The organism is Paenibacillus sp. J22R67 (genome assembly GCF_059692175.1).
In genome coordinates this window covers 64,501-82,818 of record NZ_JCAUAX010000012.1, presented here as the reverse complement: position 1 = coordinate 82,818, position 18,318 = coordinate 64,501, and the positions used below count along the sequence as shown (strand labels likewise).

At 45.4% G+C, this 18,318-nt stretch carries 15 protein-coding genes; all 15 read right to left on the bottom strand.

Annotated features, from left to right (window positions below; all coding sequences use genetic code 11):
• Nucleotides 1-59 precede the first annotated feature (59 nt).
• Entirely contained in the window at nucleotides 60-3,962 is a 3,903-nt protein-coding gene (locus tag AC58VC_RS31700; RefSeq protein ID WP_497374853.1) for an S-layer homology domain-containing protein, read from the bottom strand.
• 264 nt (nucleotides 3,963-4,226) lie between these two features.
• The gene (locus AC58VC_RS31695; protein WP_497374851.1) at nucleotides 4,227-5,327 is read right to left on the bottom strand and encodes a glycosyltransferase family 4 protein; all 1,101 of its coding nucleotides are present in this window, start codon (nucleotides 5,325-5,327) and stop codon (nucleotides 4,227-4,229) included.
• A gap of 132 nt (nucleotides 5,328-5,459) precedes the next feature.
• Nucleotides 5,460-6,248 (bottom strand): WecB/TagA/CpsF family glycosyltransferase, encoded by a 789-nt coding sequence (locus AC58VC_RS31690; protein ID WP_497374849.1) that lies wholly within the window; start codon nucleotides 6,246-6,248, stop codon nucleotides 5,460-5,462.
• A gap of 53 nt (nucleotides 6,249-6,301) precedes the next feature.
• Nucleotides 6,302-7,414, bottom strand: coding sequence for a polysaccharide pyruvyl transferase CsaB (gene csaB / locus AC58VC_RS31685; protein ID WP_497374847.1), 1,113 nt, complete (start codon nucleotides 7,412-7,414; stop codon nucleotides 6,302-6,304).
• On the bottom strand, nucleotides 7,390-9,438 hold the full coding sequence (locus AC58VC_RS31680; protein ID WP_497374845.1) for a DUF5693 family protein: 2,049 nt from the start codon (nucleotides 9,436-9,438) through the stop codon (nucleotides 7,390-7,392). The genes csaB and AC58VC_RS31680 overlap by 25 nt, the downstream gene beginning before the upstream one ends.
• 171 nt (nucleotides 9,439-9,609) lie before the next feature.
• Nucleotides 9,610-11,304 (bottom strand): phospho-sugar mutase, encoded by a 1,695-nt coding sequence (locus AC58VC_RS31675; protein ID WP_497374843.1) that lies wholly within the window; start codon nucleotides 11,302-11,304, stop codon nucleotides 9,610-9,612.
• Nucleotides 11,305-11,338: 34 nt separating this feature from the next.
• On the bottom strand, nucleotides 11,339-11,767 hold the full coding sequence (gene fabZ, locus AC58VC_RS31670; RefSeq protein WP_161406587.1) for a 3-hydroxyacyl-ACP dehydratase FabZ: 429 nt from the start codon (nucleotides 11,765-11,767) through the stop codon (nucleotides 11,339-11,341).
• A 162-nt stretch (nucleotides 11,768-11,929) separates the two neighbouring features.
• Nucleotides 11,930-12,448, bottom strand: coding sequence for a CDP-alcohol phosphatidyltransferase family protein (locus tag AC58VC_RS31665; RefSeq protein WP_235959327.1), 519 nt, complete (start codon nucleotides 12,446-12,448; stop codon nucleotides 11,930-11,932).
• 100 nt (nucleotides 12,449-12,548) lie between these two features.
• Nucleotides 12,549-12,776, bottom strand: a complete 228-nt coding sequence (locus AC58VC_RS31660; protein WP_497374841.1) for a DNA-directed RNA polymerase subunit beta — start codon at nucleotides 12,774-12,776, stop codon at nucleotides 12,549-12,551.
• A 26-nt stretch (nucleotides 12,777-12,802) separates the two neighbouring features.
• The gene (locus AC58VC_RS31655) at nucleotides 12,803-13,669 is read right to left on the bottom strand and encodes a flagellar hook-basal body protein (protein ID WP_497374839.1); all 867 of its coding nucleotides are present in this window, start codon (nucleotides 13,667-13,669) and stop codon (nucleotides 12,803-12,805) included.
• A gap of 23 nt (nucleotides 13,670-13,692) precedes the next feature.
• Entirely contained in the window at nucleotides 13,693-14,586 is an 894-nt protein-coding gene (locus AC58VC_RS31650) for a flagellar hook-basal body protein (RefSeq protein ID WP_497374837.1), read from the bottom strand.
• A 24-nt stretch (nucleotides 14,587-14,610) separates the two neighbouring features.
• On the bottom strand, nucleotides 14,611-15,612 hold the full coding sequence (locus AC58VC_RS31645; RefSeq protein ID WP_079417018.1) for a rod shape-determining protein: 1,002 nt from the start codon (nucleotides 15,610-15,612) through the stop codon (nucleotides 14,611-14,613).
• A 164-nt stretch (nucleotides 15,613-15,776) separates the two neighbouring features.
• Nucleotides 15,777-16,067 (bottom strand): sporulation transcriptional regulator SpoIIID, encoded by a 291-nt coding sequence (gene spoIIID / locus AC58VC_RS31640; protein ID WP_029195640.1) that lies wholly within the window; start codon nucleotides 16,065-16,067, stop codon nucleotides 15,777-15,779.
• Nucleotides 16,068-16,367: 300 nt separating this feature from the next.
• Nucleotides 16,368-17,099, bottom strand: a complete 732-nt coding sequence (locus AC58VC_RS31635) for a peptidoglycan DD-metalloendopeptidase family protein (RefSeq protein ID WP_497374834.1) — start codon at nucleotides 17,097-17,099, stop codon at nucleotides 16,368-16,370.
• 82 nt (nucleotides 17,100-17,181) lie between these two features.
• The gene (gene spoIID, locus AC58VC_RS31630) at nucleotides 17,182-18,234 is read right to left on the bottom strand and encodes a stage II sporulation protein D (protein WP_497374832.1); all 1,053 of its coding nucleotides are present in this window, start codon (nucleotides 18,232-18,234) and stop codon (nucleotides 17,182-17,184) included.
• Between the last annotated feature and the right edge of the window lie 84 nt (nucleotides 18,235-18,318).

Sequence of the window (18,318 nt, the reverse complement as noted above, 5' to 3'; positions counted from 1 at the left end):
TTCCTATTCTAAATAGAAAAAAGACTGCATCCGTTAGATCGGACACAGCCTCTTTCCTATTATTTAGGCAACTTTCCACTTTGCTGCATAACGCGATATACTATAGCGGATGCTTGCGCTCTTGTCATATTACCTCTTGGATCGAAGCTAAAAGTATCTTTCTTTTGACCCTCAACAGGCACATTCTTGATTCCATCCATATACCCAGCTTTTACTACGGCCTCAATAGATGGCATAGCATAGGTGCTCATGATGCTATCATCAGCATCTGTAAATTGTTTTTTCAGATTTGTCATTGACTTATCAATGTCACTGCTAACTTTCATATTAGCAGCACGAGCAATCATTACTGCAGCATCTTCCCTCGTGATCGAGTTATTCGGCAAGAATAATCCATTAGAGTTTCCTCTTACAATACCTGTCCTAGCTCCAGCCTCAATGTGCATAAAGTCAAACAAGCTGCTGCTATTCGGTAAACCTAAGCCTCTGCGAACATCTGCAAATGTACCTTGGAAATTAGGATTTGTTGGGTCATTTGTGTGATAAGATGTATCGTCATTAATTAGAGGTATATCAAAACCTTTAACCAACAGAGTTACAAATTCACCTCGAGTAATTGCATCATTAGGTAGGAACTGCCCCGTTGTTTTGTTATTCATGACACCTTTTGAATATAAGACGTCCAAGTAATCACGTGCCCAGTCGTGCGAAGTAACATCATTAAAGCTGTTATCCATGTACATAACCTGGAAGTATCCAAATGTCTCAACCGGCACTTTGATGGTATGAGATTTGGCATCAACAACGCCACCGATGTTTTTCCAACCTACATATTGATTACCACTGCCACTTGGGTCAAGGAAGGTAGCATACTGATACACAGTAACATACTTCCATGAATCAGTTCTTATATCTGAATCATATTTCAAAGTCATCGTTCCGTGTTGCGTTGGAATCATAATGCTTTTGATATAACGAGAGAAGAAGTTCTTCTCACCTGGTCCAGGGTTTGAAGGTATCGGAAGATTTCCAGTCCCTTGCAGCGCAGCTTTTAGCGTATCATTATTGTCAGCTGCAGAAAGATCTACTTCCCCCGCATCCACCCAGAACAATTTACTCGCAGGTCTGAATCGTCCAGTAGGCTCTTGTAGGAACCTTGTTCCTACTAGCGCAATTTCGGAAGCTTTATCTACACGTCCGTCATCCTGATTAGCAATACCGAATACAAGTTTACGATCTGCTGTAATAAACTGTTCAGAAGCGGTTCTATCATTACGCATCAATTTCGTGTCTTTTGGGAATGTAAGTTGAAGATCACCGTTAAACACGCTCATTTTAGATGTTAATGTGGTTCTGAACTGCGCACCTTCAATTGGTGTATTCTGATTCATCAAGATGAAGGTGCCCTTAACTTTGTTAGGTCCGCGAGTAATTTCAAAGCTTATTGTATTTTTACCGGCTTTAAGGTTTGCTGCGTCATATCTAAATTTACCTGGCTCAGTTTGTATAGCCGCTACTTTTCCAAATAACACAGAGTCAGCACCATCAGCTTGAATGATAACAGTCTGGAAGTTCGTGTTCACATTCGCTTGATCAATTTTATCGGCGTTTTTCACGAAATTGTTTGGTTGTAATAGAATGTAGCTAACTGGCTGCTTCGTAATTGTGATCATTTTACTAGTTGTACGCCCAGAATTATTCTTAGCAACAATCTCGAAAACGTAATCACCGTATTGATCCATTGTATAAGTCGTTGTTCCGAAATCAAGCTTATAGGATTTGCCGTCAACAGAGACTTCTTGCTTTCCGCCATTCGCTACTAAAGTTGGAGGCGTCATGCTAGCGCCTGAAGGAGCTTTCCTTAGATATAGAATTGCTTCCGTATTCAACTCAGCATTTCTCAATGTACCTGCTAATTGAAGCACACTGGAAGATGTTAAATATGAACCTGTTGTATCTCCATCTGTAGATGGCGTTAAATTAACATTTGGTACTAATCTTTCAATAATAGGTGCATAATCGCTAAGTACAAATACATCATAATTCGATTGAGTAACTAATATTTCTTCTGTACCAGGTTTTAAATAAAGAGAGAACTTAATTGATTTTTTGCCATCAGCATCAAACAAACCAGTGAACGTCGTACCAGACGCAGTGCCACCGAATAGTGCATTCAATGCAGTCTCAGTAATCGTAAAATTGCCATTGCTATCAATTAACGAGCCAATTGGAGCTGTAGTTTTGCTTAATGGAATGTCAACATCATTAATAGACAGTTTAACAAGCGGATAATTAGCAGGAGGCAGATTCACAATTTTACCTGTGATACAAGGACCACCAACTGCGCCGCACGATAATTCTCCCTTGCTTTTTACCACTTTGCCATTGTAAAGATTGTTAACAATGACATAAGGTGCTCCTGAGATATTCAAACTATAAATCTTTCTTCCGGCATTATTCAGTGTTCCCGCGCCATCTTTCGGTAAAACAGTCATGGTTGTCAGTCCATCCGTAAGATCATGCAAGTCAACTGTCGCTTTATAAATACCAGGAGAACTTTGTGTTACCGCGTAGTCGCCATTTCCAGCGAATCCAGGAATATTTACGTTTACATTTTGTGTATTTGCATTTGTATAGATATTAAGTTTAGCAGGAAATTCATTGATCTGGCTCGTGCCTTGTTCACTTAAATTAACTTCAAATTGCGGACCGCCAATCGGGTTGAATTCTTGAGCAACACTCTTCAAATAAGGCAGACCCGGATTCGTGTAGTTAAACAAGTATGATGTTGGTGTGTTAGGATACCCAGCGGAAGTAACGAGTTTAATCTCTATTTGCTGTGTCGTAGCACTAAGTGATAACGGCAAACTGACTGAAAGATGATAGGTATTGTATTTCGACGTATTAGCTGTTTGAGATACTACGGGAGTAATAGCTCCACCGCCAGATAATGTTCCATTAACATTACTTATAGTGCCATCGGCAAACGTATAACGAAAGCTTGCAGCACCTGCTACGCTTATCTCTGCATAAACATAATCAAGTACGCTTGCAGTTATGTTACCTTTGCTGTTCTTGATATCTGCTGTGAACGTAATATCTTTCTCTGTTGCACTTTCTAAGGTTGGCTCAGTGATCAACTTTTTATCAGCTGATACTGTTTCACTCATAAAACGTACATTTCCGTTATAAGCAAATCCTAAACCATTATCATACTTAAACTGTCTGCTCGTCGTATAATAGTTAGTTGGATTCTTGGAGATAAACTGAATCTGGTTATCCCCTGGCTTTAAGTTAATATCTGTAGTTCTGCCTGTATTAGTAAGGAAAGTAAAGATACCATTGTAAAAATTTGATGCTTCATAAGTAGTACCATTAACGATAGCATTTACTTGATAAGCATTGTTAGCATTACCAGTGATATTTACATTCGTATAAGGGCCAGATGATGGAAACATGCCCCCATCCGTAAGTATATCGTCGTTAATTTTTAGATTCGTTATATTTGAAACAGGGGTGAAATATGCCCAGCCTGGTAAGGATGGAATGCTTGAAGTACTTTCGAACTTAATGACGATTCTATTTAAGCCTTCTGTCAGCTCTACATTTTGAAATGTAATTTGATTGTTATTATCCGAATTTATTACAGGCCGATTAGTCCGATTAGGCGTGGTAATCCCTGTGGTTACATTCGTTATTTCATAATAAATCTCTGATACTTGTTCTCTCGGAATACCATTGATGTCTACACTCAGCGTAATTGGATTTGTAGTAAAACGTTGAACGGATGAGTCTTTAAATTCGGTTGCCGGGGGATCCGCAGGGTTTGGATCCGTATGTACGTACAAATTCGTAATATTCAAAACTGGCGCGGCCGAAGCCGTGAGTGGCGGAAGCAAGGCCAACAACATGGCAACCATGAGGCTAATGCTAATCCACTTATTTCTTTGCTTGGTCTTCAAAGCTAGTTCCTCCTTATGTCCTTTAAAATATCATACATATAGACATGGCAATGCTGCTAACCATCGGTTAGACAAACTTTCTTCGACAATCCCTCCCAAATCCTTCTATCCTTCTACATGATTTGACGCGGCGTACTACCAAAAGTTCTTTACCTTTCTTATCGGTCAAAACCTCTCAATTGTTTAGAGAAAGAAAAAAATTCACAAAATGGAAAAAAATCCAACCCGAAGGTTGGATTTGAGGAAACCATTTATAAGTGCTGATTATTTGTCACTCTGTACCGTCTTGCCTACAAGTCTCTGCAGGAAGTTAAGTACCGGCTTGCGGCTTTTACTGATGATGCCGATCGCTTCTGCTCCAACGAGCATCACAAGGAATAGGGCAACAATAATCATGATCAAGCCCCAAGTGGAATCCTGGGAAATGAAGACTGAGCATACAACCGCACTACCGCCAAATACGGAAGCAATCCCGTAAATGATCAGTACGCTTGTACGATGGCTGAAGCCGAGCTGCAACAAGCAATGATGAAGATGGCTTTTGTCCGGTGCCGAGATCGGCAATTTATTCACGTAACGGCGCATAATCGCGAAGAAGGTATCGGATAAGGGTACGCCAAGGATCATAATCGGGATTAAAAGCGATACAACGGCGGCTTGTTTAAAGCCGAGGATCGAGAGTGTCGCAAGTGCGAAGCCAAGGAACAAGGCACCTGAGTCGCCCATAAAGATTTTGGCCGGATGGAAGTTGTAGAACATGAAGCCCACGATACTTCCTAGTAAGATCACAGCCAATAGAATAACAGTCACATTGCCCATCATAAGCGCTAAAATAAGAATCGTAGTGGTAGCAATACCAGATACGCCCGCGGACAGCCCATCGAGACCGTCAATCAGGTTAATGGCATTGGATACGCCGACGATCCATAATATCGTAATCGGGATACTCAACCAACCGATAGGCAGGTTCGTCTCTCCGAACGGAATGTTAACGAGATCGATTTTGAGACCAAAGGAAACAACGATACATGCAGCAATAAGCTGCCCAAGAAGCTTCCATTTTGGGGATAGTTGAAACCGGTCATCCAAAGCCCCCGTAATGACGATAACCAACCCACCGAGCAGTAAACCAAACGCTGCATTGGAGTTAACGGCATCAAGTGCTGGAGAGACGACGAAATAAGCTCCGACAAAGGCAAGGAAAATAGCAATGCCTCCGAGACGCGGCATAATTCGGGTATGAACTTTTCGATGGTTAGGGGCATCTACAGCTCCAACCCAGAAGGCAAATTTTTTGACTAGGGGTGTCAGCAGCACTGCAATAATGCAGGCAGCGATGAACCCAATCGCGTATAATCCATACATGTCTTCTTCACAGCTCCTCTTGTCTTGGGTGGCAGGTGATCCGCCGAAGAGAATTATACTCCCATTTGTCCACAAATACTACTGCTAAATTTGTCTGAAATGACCGTTTTCAGCCAATTTTCATAAAAATTTTCATGGTTTTGTGACTTTTTCTTTGTCACGCATCACTTTCATCGCGAATTTGGGGAGTAATAACATTCTTTTGTAGCGCCACGGCTCCTGTAACAGGCGGTAGAACCATTCAAGACGTAGTTTTCGGAATACAACCGGTGCTCTTTTTAGCTTGCCCGAAAGAACATCAAAACTTCCCCCGACTCCCATCATAACAGGAACACCGAGCTGCCCTTTGTATTTGCCGATCCAAGGCTCCTGATTTGCTGCCGATCTGCCTACAAATAGAAGGTCCGGTGCAGCATCAACAATGGATTGAATCACTTCGGCATCCTGCGCATCAGTAAAGTAACCGTCACGCACGCCAACTAGCTTAATTCCGGGATAATTCATCCGTAGTTTGTCAGCTGCCGCTTGGATCACTTCATTAGAAGCACCCAACAGATAGACTTTCCAGCCCTTTAACTCTCCAACTTTCATCAGCTCATTCAGCAAATCGTACCCAGGGACCCGTTCTGCGACAGGCTCTCCGACATAATTGGCGGCCCATACTACACCTGTTCCATCCGGAACGATAAGTTCGGCTTGCTGCATCATGCTCATATAAGCTGGATCATCCAGCGCTGACATAACCATAATCGGGTTGGCCGTTATGATTTGGTGAGGCTGTCTTTGTTCAATCGCCTTCGCTAAGTAGGCAACCGTTTGGTCCATGCCCATTTTGGAGACAGGAACCCCGTATATACGAACTTTCGGTATAGCTTGGGCAGACACAACTCCGCCTGGTGTCATTGTTGATGTTGAGCTCATAGATATCTCTTCCTTTATGTGACGTTGGCTTTCACGTTTTGGTTGAATTTTTTTTATTTATTAAAAAAGGAGATGATGCTTTTCGCAGGAAATTGCGCCTGCGCTTTAAGCTCTTCAATAGCGGCGCGCTTGGACGCCGCCCAAGCTTCTCGGCCATCCAGGAGACTCTGCGCCTCCTGAGCCAATGCATCCGCATCGAAACGAGACGTCGATGCTGCAGCTTTCATGCCGAGCCTATGGAGGAACTGGTCGATCTTCGGATCGTACGAGATGCCCACCATAGGCACATACTGCGAGGCTGCATAGATCAAAGAATGCAGCCTCATCCCGATCAGCAGGTCGCATCCCGCGACCTGCGCGAGCATATCCTGCGGATGGACGATGCCCGGCCCCATCTCAGCCCTAGAGCCGTAATCGCCCAAACGGTCGATCACGAACTGCGAGGCCACCTCGTCCGAAGGGAGGTGGAAGGGCAAGAACCGCAGCCGCACACTGCTATCAGCGGCGAGCAGCTTTGCCAAGGACCGCGAGAGAGCTTCCAGCTCCGAGCGGTCCTCGTTCCAGAAGCGGACTGACACGCCCACCGTCCGCAAGCCTGTGCCAGCCGACCCGCTGGTCCCAGCCTCGCCGCGAAGCGGCAGGCCCATGACCGGGTCGGGCACGACGGCGATGCGCTCCCGCGGGAGGCGCATCGTCGCAAGCAATGCCGCGGATTCCGCATCGCGGACGGAGATATAAGCGCTGCGCTTGAACACGCCGCGGATCCAGCCATCGAACATCCGGCGGTTCACCGGGCCGATCCCTTGGGAGTAAATAAACGTAGGCTTACCGAGCCACTGTGCGATTTTCAAAACGGCTAAGTAATACGGAATAGTCTTGGAGCTTGTAGCATCCTGCAATAAGCTGCCACCGCCGCTGATCAAGCCATCCGCTTCCCGTAGTGCGCGGAGAAGTGGACCTGGTTTCATACGGTGATAAGATTGGACGCCGTACATCGCTGACGTTTTCTCTGGATTCGCGGAAAGCACGATCGGTTCAATGCGAATACCCTGCTCTCTGCCTTGCTCCTCCAAAGCGAACAAAATAGATTGAAGCACAGCCTCATCTCCGCTATTATCGAAACCATAGTAGCCGGATAGCGCTATTTTGACAACTTTGGCACCCATCGTTTCCAACTCCTTGTGATGATTTCCCAAGCTGCAATTAGAACGAGGCCAATGATGGCACCAAATACGATTCCGTAGGATATACGGATGAGAGAAATATGGAGCGGTGTGTGCAAATGAGCGAATGTATCAACAATGGAAAGCTGCCCAATTACACCAATGAAAATCAAGTATACAGCATGTCTATATCGTATAGATAAGTATGCACCGAGAACAAAAAGAGGATGAGCTACTAAGAACTCTTTCGTACGCGGACGTACGCCGAGTGTGTTCTCCAAGAACGAACGGAATAATTTCTCCACCGTTGAAGCTTGTCCTTCGTTACCCGTGCGGGATAAGTAGTAGAAGACAGCAGCCAGACCAATCCCGGCAACGACGATCCACAACACGCTGATAAAAGAGGTAAGGATACGGCGAATATGCATGATTTTATCACTATAGGTGTTATTCTCGCTAAAGAACAGCAAGTACACACCTGCGATTGCGATAGGCAACAAATGCAGCGCACCTACACCGCGGAACTGCTGCAGAACCAGCGAATACGTAATGTGATTGAGGAGCGCAACCTCATAGACAACACCAATAAGTGAAATTGCCGATGTTTTGATAAGTGTCCAACATGCAAACGCAAGTCCTGATTTCCACTTCGCCGCAGCTCCCGAACGGACCGTTCGAATCGCCAGCATAATCGCAATGCTCGGAGCAGAAATCGCTGATGCCAAGGCAAGTCCCTGTGCGTATAAATTAGCGGACAAGGTATGTAGACCAACCAAACCGAGTAGACCGAGCACAAAAAATACGAGTGTAGCTTCTGGAATGAAGAAAGAAATCATAAGCACGATGATGCTTAAACCACCAATCAACATAAAGGCGCTCGCAACTTTTTGCCATCCCGTCGTGTGCACATCGAATGTCTGCGCTAAACCAAGCGTAAAGCCAGCCTTCTCAATGCGCGGAATCGCCCCGTCTTTCCCTTGCAAACTTTCATAAAAAGCGGAAAGAGGGTCTACTAATTTACCTTTATCAAGGCTCTTAAGCGGCTTACCGTTCAAGAAAACCATACGGATATTGCGATCTTTCACTGCAAGTACGAAACGATCCGCAACGCCTTGAATGCGGTCTTCCAGCTCAGCCTTTTTGAGCGGCTCCGTCAGTTTCTCTCCATCCTTCTCCGTGAAGGAATGCAGTCTGACGACATTATAGTTCGTCTGTTTCGCTAGTGTGCTAAAACCTTTTTGAGGCTCTTTCAGTAATTCGATAGCGGCTAAACCGATGCCATTTTTGTTCAGTAGATCCGCCATTTTATTAAGACTGACTTCTGTGTCTTCCTCTGTATAACCCGGAACTTCATTGCCATCGACTATGATTCTTTTCACACCGATATCATGCAGCTGCTTCAAGAGGCGATCCATTTCATTCGTGACGAAAGGTCGGCGATTAGATAGACGCACTACGATTTGAAAGCCTTGCTCCTTCAACATTTGCAGTGTAATCGGGTCAGGGTCCATCCCTTTAATTGAAGCATCGTCCATGCTCATTTGAATAATGAGCCCGTTACGATTTTTGAAGCTCCATGGTTTAATGCCAACGTTTAGGTCAGCAAATGTTTTCTGAATTAATGGCTCTAGTTTTTGCTGAGTCGCACTGTCCTTGAACAACACATAGGTAAAGTTCTCGTTAGGATCACCGAAGGTTTGGGTAAGCGCAGCTGCGTCCCTTGAGTTAAACAACTCAATGTGACGGCTTTCTTTGAACTCGCCCAGCGTACTTTCATACACGGCCATTGATCCAATGCCAGCGGCCTTCATATTCTTCAACTGCTGCGTGACGAAACTCTGCGGGTTTGTTTGCAAATCCGCAATATCTAATAAGTCACGATAGTCAAAAACAAACTCGACGTTCTTCGTCGAAGTTTCCGTTAGGTGCCGCGTGTAAGCTAGCGGAAGCGAGCCTAACATGCCAATAATGACAAGCCACCACAATACATTTTTGAGCGGGTTATTCCATGTTTTATACCAATTCACCAATTGTCCACTCCTTAGAGCATTTACTTTCTAGTCCCATATACATTCGAAAACCCCTTCAGCTCCTAAACTCGAGTAAATAGGCCAAATGAATACGGATTTATTCCATCTATTCATTAGACGTCCTATCCCTGACTTAGGTTCTGAAGAGGTTCAATTGACCCTATTTCATTATCCGTCTACACGGCTAAGCACATTTTGAATGATGCGATCCAGCTGGTCTGCGGCTTCTGCACCTGATGATCCTTTTACCGCAAAATAGAACTTAATTTTGGGTTCAGTACCCGACGGGCGCAAGCAGAACCAGGAACCATCCTCCAGCTTGAATTTCAGCACATTCTCGAGCGGAAGCCCATTTACACCTTTAGCATAATCTTCCATAGCCGTTACCGGTGTACCTGCAATTTCTGTTGGAGGATTCGTTCTCCATGCTTCTACCATGCGTCCAATTTGCTCTACGCCGTCTTTCCCTTTGAGCGTCCTTGATTCCAGTTTTTCCAAAAAGTAACCAAAGGATTCGTACAGTCCTTGCAGGACCTCATATAATGTCTTGCCTTGCTTCTTATAATAAGCTGCCGCTTCTGCGATAAGCATAGCTGCAATAACGGCATCTTTATCTCGGGCATAGTCCCCAGCCAAATAACCATAACTCTCTTCGTAGCCAAATAGGAAGGTATGCTCACCCGTTTGCTCGAATTGGGTCATTTTTTCCCCGATATATTTAAAACCGGTTAGCGTATTTAACGTTGGAATCCCATAATGATCTGCGATTACCGCACCCATTTCGCTTGTTACGATCGTTTTGACAACTACACCGTTGGTTGGAAGTGTTCCACGTTCTTTCAAGCTTGATAATAAATAATTAACAATAATGGCTCCCGACTGGTTGCCTGTTAGAACAAAATACTCCCCGTTTTGATCCTTCACCACAGCGCCCATACGGTCTGCATCCGGGTCAGTCCCGATAATGATATCAGCATTCCATTCTTTGGCTTGTGCGATAGCGAGTGTGAACGCTTCGCGTTCTTCCGGATTCGGAGACTTGACTGTTGAGAACTGCGCATCCGGCAGTTCCTGCTCAGCAACAACACGGACTTGTCCAAAGCCGAGAGTTTCCAATACCGCTCTGACCGGTACATTACCCGCTCCATGCAGCGGCGTGAAGATGACGCGGAAATCATCGCTAATTTCCTTGATCACATCCGGATTCTGACTAATCGCGGTTACTGCCTTTATGTATGCTTGATCAACATCTTCGCCAAGCCATGTAAGAAGACCTTGCGCTTCTGCCTCTTCTTGACTCAGTTTCTTCACTTTATCAAAAGAGTCGATGCTCTGCACTTCGGCGATCACTTGCTCCGCAAACTGAGGGACGAGTTGTCCACCGTCTGCACCATATACTTTGTATCCATTATATTCAGGTGGATTATGACTTGCTGTCACGACAACGCCCGCTGTCGCACCCAAGTATCTCACGGCAAAAGACAGCTGTGGTGTAGCATGCAAAGTCTTGAATAAATAAGCCTTAACACCGTTTCCTGCGAAGACTAGGGCAGCCTCTAAAGCGAACTCCGGCGACATATGACGTGAATCGTAAGCCAGTACAATAGAAGGGCTTTGTACGCCTGTGCTATTCACATACTGTGCAAGACCTTGGCTTGCACGACCAACGGTGTATACATTGATGCGGTTCGTTCCAGCGCCAATCACGCCGCGAAGCCCACCTGTACCAAATTCGAGATCTTTGTAAAAGCGATCCTCAATTTCTTTCTCATCTTCCCGAATTGCAAGTAGTTCCTTTTTCGTTTCTGCATCCACTGCTGGATCGTTCAGCCATAATTGATACTCTGTTTGTACGCGCGTCATAGTAGTCAGGTTCATCTCCTTTTTATCTATGGGGTTATTTATTAGCAAGGGCGAACATAAGTTCACCTTCGACTACCACTTTCTCGCCTACTTTTGCCACAGCTTTGCCTTTGACAATCGTTCCTTTTACACGTGTAATCGTCATTTCTAATGTCAGTGTGTCGCCAGGCACCACCTGTTGACGCCAGCGAATCCCATCTGCACCAGCGAATAAACCAATTTTACCTTTATACTCAGGCATGGAGAGGACGGCTACAGCGCCTACTTGTGCCAAAGCTTCAATAATCAGCACACCCGGCATAACCGGATACCCTGGGAAATGTCCTGCAAAAAACGGTTCATTGATTGTTACATTCTTAATCCCTACCGCCTTCACGCCTTGCTCGACTTCCAAAATGCGATCAACGAGCAGAAAAGGCGGGCGATGTGGAATTATTTCTTGAATCTGATTAATATCTAACATAACGGGTAATACTCCTTTCAACTTTCTTGTATAAAATACAAGGTAATCACTTACAATACTGGTGTCCCTTCATTAACTGCAGAAGTGAAGGTTCATATAGGGGGAGCTTATGTAAAGAGGTGTGTGCACAGCCCTTACATAGGCTCTTTTTACGTTATAGGTCTATTTGGCTTTGGCCCTCCGGTTTAAAAGCAAGAATTGAAAAATATAAATGAAGGAAGTTAAGAAGGAAACACCGATCACGAACCACAAGTACGTAATGGCGAAGTCTAAATGAAAAACAATGAAGAGAATGGCGAGATAGTAAAGTACTGTCGTTAATTTCCCCATCACATTGGCGGGAACGGTTAATTTACCCCTGAAGTGAACAAAAGCAGAGCCCATGATCATACCCAGATCACGAATAAAAATGGCTGCCGCCGCCTGCCATGGTATCATCTCTGTAATAAGCAGAGATAGGATGACCGCAATCATCATGCACTTATCCGCAAGGGGGTCCAGCATAACACCAACAGGTGTAACTAAACCTCGAGTTCTAGCAATATAACCGTCTAAGATATCAGTAAGCCCTGCTGCGAGCAAGATCAGGAAGGCTATCTGGATATGGCCGCCGAAAAAAATGATAAGGTACACAGGGATAAGAACAAACCTGCTTATGGTGAGCATGTTCGGAATATTCAAAGTACCCCTCCTGCTCCTTTTATCTGGTATCTGACGATTAGCCTTCATTCATTATACATTTGCTTACACAAAAATAAAACTCCCAATAAGGGAGTTTGAATTAATTCGCAAATACCAGATCGTATAAATGCCGCCAAGTGCTTATATGGAGGATTTCTGCTGACGGCTGATGGCCCAGCTTGGAGTATCCAATCCATAGTCCGATATAAACGGCTAGCACGCAAAGAACGGGAATACGTATGATTTTGAAAATAAGCCATATGATGTTAAGCCATTTCGGCCTTGGTGCTTTTTTCTTTGGAGTAGGCTTGTTAGGCTTGTCAGACATCGAGCCCTATCCCTCCCTTTCTACGATCAGGCGCGCAAACTATTCGCGATACTCATCATCTGATCGGAAGATGTAATCGCCCGGGAATTGAGTTGAAGTGCTCTTTGCACCATCACAAGATCCGTCATTTCGTCGGAAAGCGTCACGTTGGATTGCTCCAGAAACCCCTGCATCAAAGTTACCCGATTATTGGTTGTATCCAGCCCTGGGTTCACATTTTGCAAAATGTTCGCCTTCTCGGCTGCCGTAATTCCCGCAGGAAGTGCGTACAGGTTGTCCCCAACATCTTGGAGCAATTGTGGGCGCACAACGCGAACCAGCTTGATCTGTCCAAGATTAAGTGGCTCCGCATTCGGATCTTGCTCGCTGTATCCATTGATGATACCGTCCGGTTGAACGACAGGTCTGAAGCCAGCAGGTACACGAATTGGATTGCCGTCTGCACCTGTAACAAAATGGCCCTCTTTGGTGGTAAGCACCGTATCGCCATTAGCATCAGGCGTTAAATTGAAAGCACCATTACGCGTCCATGCAGGTTCGAACACCTGGTTTCCGTTTCCATCAACCTTGCTAAGAGATACTTCAAACAACCCGTCTCCCTGAATCGCAAAATCCGAAATACTGCCCGTTGACTGAATAGGTCCTTGCTTCAGGTTCGTTTGGATTTGCACCAGCTTTGAACCCCACCCTTGGTTGAAGCCAAGGGGTGAGAACCTGCCTTGCTGACGGAACCCTTCCGGCTGTGACTGCACATTGGTCAGAACATCCTCAAAAGAGGCATCCTTTTTCTTAAAACCGTTTGTATTGATGTTTGCTATGTTATTAGACAAGATATCCAGCTTTTGCTGTAAGCTGTGCATGGATACCGATGAGTTAATCATGGAATTGTTCATGTGTGGCTCCTTCGCAAGCTAGATTAGACGCGTCCTACTTCGTTCGCTGCCTTGTCCATACTTTTATCATACGATTGAATGACTTTCTGATTGGCTTCATATGCGCGGAGTGCCGACATCATATCGACCATAGACTGCGCAGAATCCACGTTGGAGCGTTCGATAAAGCCTTGGCGAACCTCGACTTGATCATTGGCGGCAACCTGTGTAACCGTCGCTTCGTCGCCGGGATTAATCCGTAACAAACCATTCCCTTCACGCAGCAGCAGATTCGGATTCTCTGCACGCGAAAGCATTAATCCTACAGGTTGTCCAGCTTGATTCAACAGCGGTTGACCATTACCGTCAAGGAACTCCCCTTTGTCTGTCACCTTAAAGGATCGAACAGGCTGACCCGCTCCATCAACAAGCAGCAAAGGTTGTCCATCACGGCCCAGCACTTGATTACCATTGGCGTTCACAAGCTGCCCTGTCGAATCTACGGTGAATTTACCATTCAAGGAATACCGGGGCTCTCCATCCGCATTCATCACGGTGAATAGTGCTTGCGGCTGAAACGTGCGCTCGCCGTCCGCATTCACGTATTTCCCCGAAGCGTCAAAAGCTATACCTGGCAATTGAATGTTCGACACGAGGGCAAAATCAAAAGGATTTTGCGTTTCCTGCAGGTCACCTTGTGCGTGAACGGAAATACTCTCCTCCGAAAACACACCGAGACTCATCTTCCCAAGCGGTGCCGACGATGCGCCTTGTCCACCGCGAATTGTAGAAATTAGCATCTCCGGGAACGAGCGTGACAAGGCATTACCTTGTTTAAAGCCCGGGGAATTAATATTAGCAATATTGTTCGTAATGGTATCGTGTCTGCGCTGCTCGGAGATCATTCCTGCCGCCGCGGTATACAGTCCTCTTAGCATCTCTTCACCTCTTGGATAAACTGACTAGTTAAATTTACGTTTCGAAACTTTATCTAAATTATCGAGCATAATCCCTGTTCCTTTAACTACGCAAGACATTGGATCTTCCGCAATTAAAACCGGAACCTTCAGCTCGTCTGCTAACAACTGATCCAGGCCGTGCAGCAAAGCCCCGCCGCCTGTCAGAATAACGCCACGATCAATGATGTCTGCGGAAAGTTCAGGTGGCGTACGCTCCAGAACACTCTTCGCAGCCGTTACGATCGATGAAACCGGATCCCATAGGGCTTCCTGGACCTCACTCGAATGAATCGTAATCGTAAGCGGCAATCCGGATACCATATCTCTACCGCGAATATCCATCTCTTGATCTCTGCCGTGTGGATATACCGTTCCGATTTTCAACTTAATATCTTCGCTTGTCCGCTCACCAATCAGCAGCTTGTACTTATTTTTGATATACTTCGTGATCGCAATATCGAACTTGTCGCCAGCGATTTTGATGGAGGAGGAGGTGACGATGTCACCCATGGATAACACGGCTACATCCGTCGTCCCTCCGCCAATATCAACAACCATGTTGCCGCTAGGTTGGAAAATATCCATACCGGCGCCAATTGCAGCTGCCTTCGGTTCTTCTTCCATGAATACCTCTCGGGCACCACTGCGCTCAGCCGCTTCGCGAATCGCTTTCTGCTCAACCGAGGTGATGTTGGTAGGGGCGCAAATCAAGATGCGCGGATGCGAATACCAGTTCTTGCCCCCTACTTTTGCAATAAAATGCTTTAACATCATTTCTGTAATATCAAAGTCTGCGATAACACCATCTTTCAATGGACGAATCGCGATAATGTTGCCAGGAGTCCTACCCACCATGCGGAAAGCTTCTTCTCCTACAGCAAGCACGCGTTTCGTATCGCTTTCAATCGCTACTACAGAAGGCTCATCGAGCACAACGCCGCGTCCTTTCACATGAATGAGCACATTAGCCGTGCCGAGATCTATCCCAATATCCTTGCTTAACATTTCAAGTTAATCCTCCCTAAATCTACCGTCCATCCCGTGAAGAATCGGCGCTCTTATAGATAGTTCTAATTATAAGCTAAATTCGCTGCAAATGCATTAATTCCTCTTTTTCCGTGAAATTTCGACATGTCCAGTTCCAGGAAACCGACGGGATGTAGGTATTTTTAGGATTTGACCGTGACTAAGTTCTCGGAGTGCTTCGGGTTTCGCGTCTTTCGATACTTGATTTTCGTCGCTTCTCCTCCCCTTAGATGTCTAATGGACTTGTGATACTCCAAAATGTGCTTCACCTGGTTGGCCAGGTCCGGGTTGATTTCCGGCAGTCTTTCCGTCAAATCCTTATGCACCGTGCTCTTGGAAACACCGAATTCCTTCGCAATGGTGCGAACCGTATTCTTGGTCTCGACGATACAGGTACCAATCTTAATGGTTCGCTCTTTGATGTAATCGTGCACTCCCCTCGCCTCCCTACTCGAGATAGTTTGGTAAAGTATATGAGGGGCATGACTAGATATTCTACGTAACCAAGCCTGACAGGCCCATTTCCCATATTTATTTTCAAAAAAATCAGGAAATAAGGGCTTATGCGGTCTTTTTTGGCATGGACAAGTCTGCTGTGTATGTGATGGAGGGCAAGCCATGGAGTAATTACCCCAGACTTCAAAGCAAAAAAGCAGCAGGATATACCCGCTGCCCTCATTCTATGTAGGCTGATTGGTGACGAAGCCACCTGCTTGCCTTTTCATTTGTACCGATTACTGTTTAGCGTTTAAAATCGTTTCTGGGTTCAGAGCGGCATTATCGCTAACTTGACGCACTTCAAAGTGCAGGTGCACGCCGTCTTCCTTCTCGAACTCATTACGTCCCGCTTTTGCGATGACGTCGCCTTTTTTCACTTCAGCGCCTTTAGTTACTTTGACCTCAGCTAAGCTTTGGTACACGCTGATCAAGCCATTGCTGTGTGTAATTTCGACAAGACTACCGACAACCGGATTCTGCTCAACTGCCGTAACTTTACCACTCAAAGCGGCCAATACATCAAACGCAGCGCCATCTTTGGCTTTCAAATCGATTGCGGTATGCGGCGTCAATTGATCGTTATACTGAATCATTGCCGCCTGTTTGACTTCATTGGTTGCATTGGTGTCATAGAACGGGATGGATACGTCTAGAGCCGCTCTATCTTTCACAGGCCATTGCATAGCTTCTGCAGGTGCGTTAACGGCAAGCGCCCCATCTTTGGAATTGTCAGGTGCTTGATCGTCGCTGCTTACCTTAATGCCCAGATCGTCTTGGCTGACTGTTTTTGTACCTGTGTCCTGGTACACCCACATTAAGGTTAAGATAATTGCCGCTGCTGCTACATACGTTGCTGGGAATACCCATTTCTTAGCAAGCAACCTCTTCCATGCGGATGGACTTCCTTGTGCCCCTTGAACAGTTTTAGGAGCTTCTTCTTTTTGAAAACCTTTGTTTTGATCACTCATGGTTAATCACCTCATCAACCATTCTTGACACATTTAAAGGTTTTATACTTGAAGAAAGATATTTTTATAGAAACATTGCTAACTAAGATTTTTGGATAAAAGGCGTCGCTTTTTCAATAGATATACCTGTGTAATAGTAGGTTACGATTTGCGCTGCAGTCTTGCCCTCCTTGGCCATTCCGTTAGCGCCCCATTGGCTTAAGCCAACGCCATGACCGTATCCATAGGTCGTAAACGTAATTTTGGAGCCGGACCATTTCCATGCGAACTGGGAGGATGCTAACCCTAGCTTCTCTCTTACTTCGCGACCAGAGAATGTTTTTCCTCCAATAGTCATCTTCTTGATCCGATGTCCCGTTGACCACTCTAGTACTTTCATACTCTTCGTTCCAGTACCTGTGGTCGCTATACTCGTAACGCCTAGCTTCTGCAGCATATTCTTGTAAGTGATATCTACGGTTTCTTGATAGCGTGAAGACAACTTCACATCCCATGGGCTTGGCACACTGCGCAAATAGGGACTCATGAAAGGCCAGTAATCCTCTGAGTTTTCCGTATATCCGTTGCTTGTTGAGAAAAATGTAGCATTGATAGGCTTGTGTTCGTAAGTCAAAATCATATCTTTCGTTTCATTCACAGCTCTATCGATTTTCGCCATATTCTTCTCATACGTATCTTTCGTCCACTTCTCTCTTAACTGTTGATCGGTCAGATAGGCTTGGTGTGCGGTCGTATCCGTTACAAGCGCATCATTTACAGGCACATTACTATAGTCCTTCTCCAACACCCTACGTACGACGTACGTTCTAGCTGCCATTGCTTGCGCTTTGAGCGCTTCTAGCTCGAATTCTACTGGCATTTCTGCCGCAAGTACACCTTTCACGTACTGCTCCAATGGCACCGTTTCGATCTCATCTTTTTTGGACAAATAAACAGGGATCATCAACCCTTGAGCGGTCACCGTCTCCTGATGAGAGCCATCGATCGCTAGCTGTCCATGAGGTGGGTCATCTCCACCCGGAATCTTCTTGACTAGCAATCCAGGAACAAGAAGGATGACGCAGAGCATAGAAGACAAACAAACAGCCATCCATAGGATGGCCCCGCGGCCAGGAACACGTTTTTTCTTCAACATCGTCTCAGCAGCCTCCATAAGCGCGTTTACTAGCAGGTATTTTGGTATGACTTAGCTTATGAGAGGTATTGCTAGAATAGAACA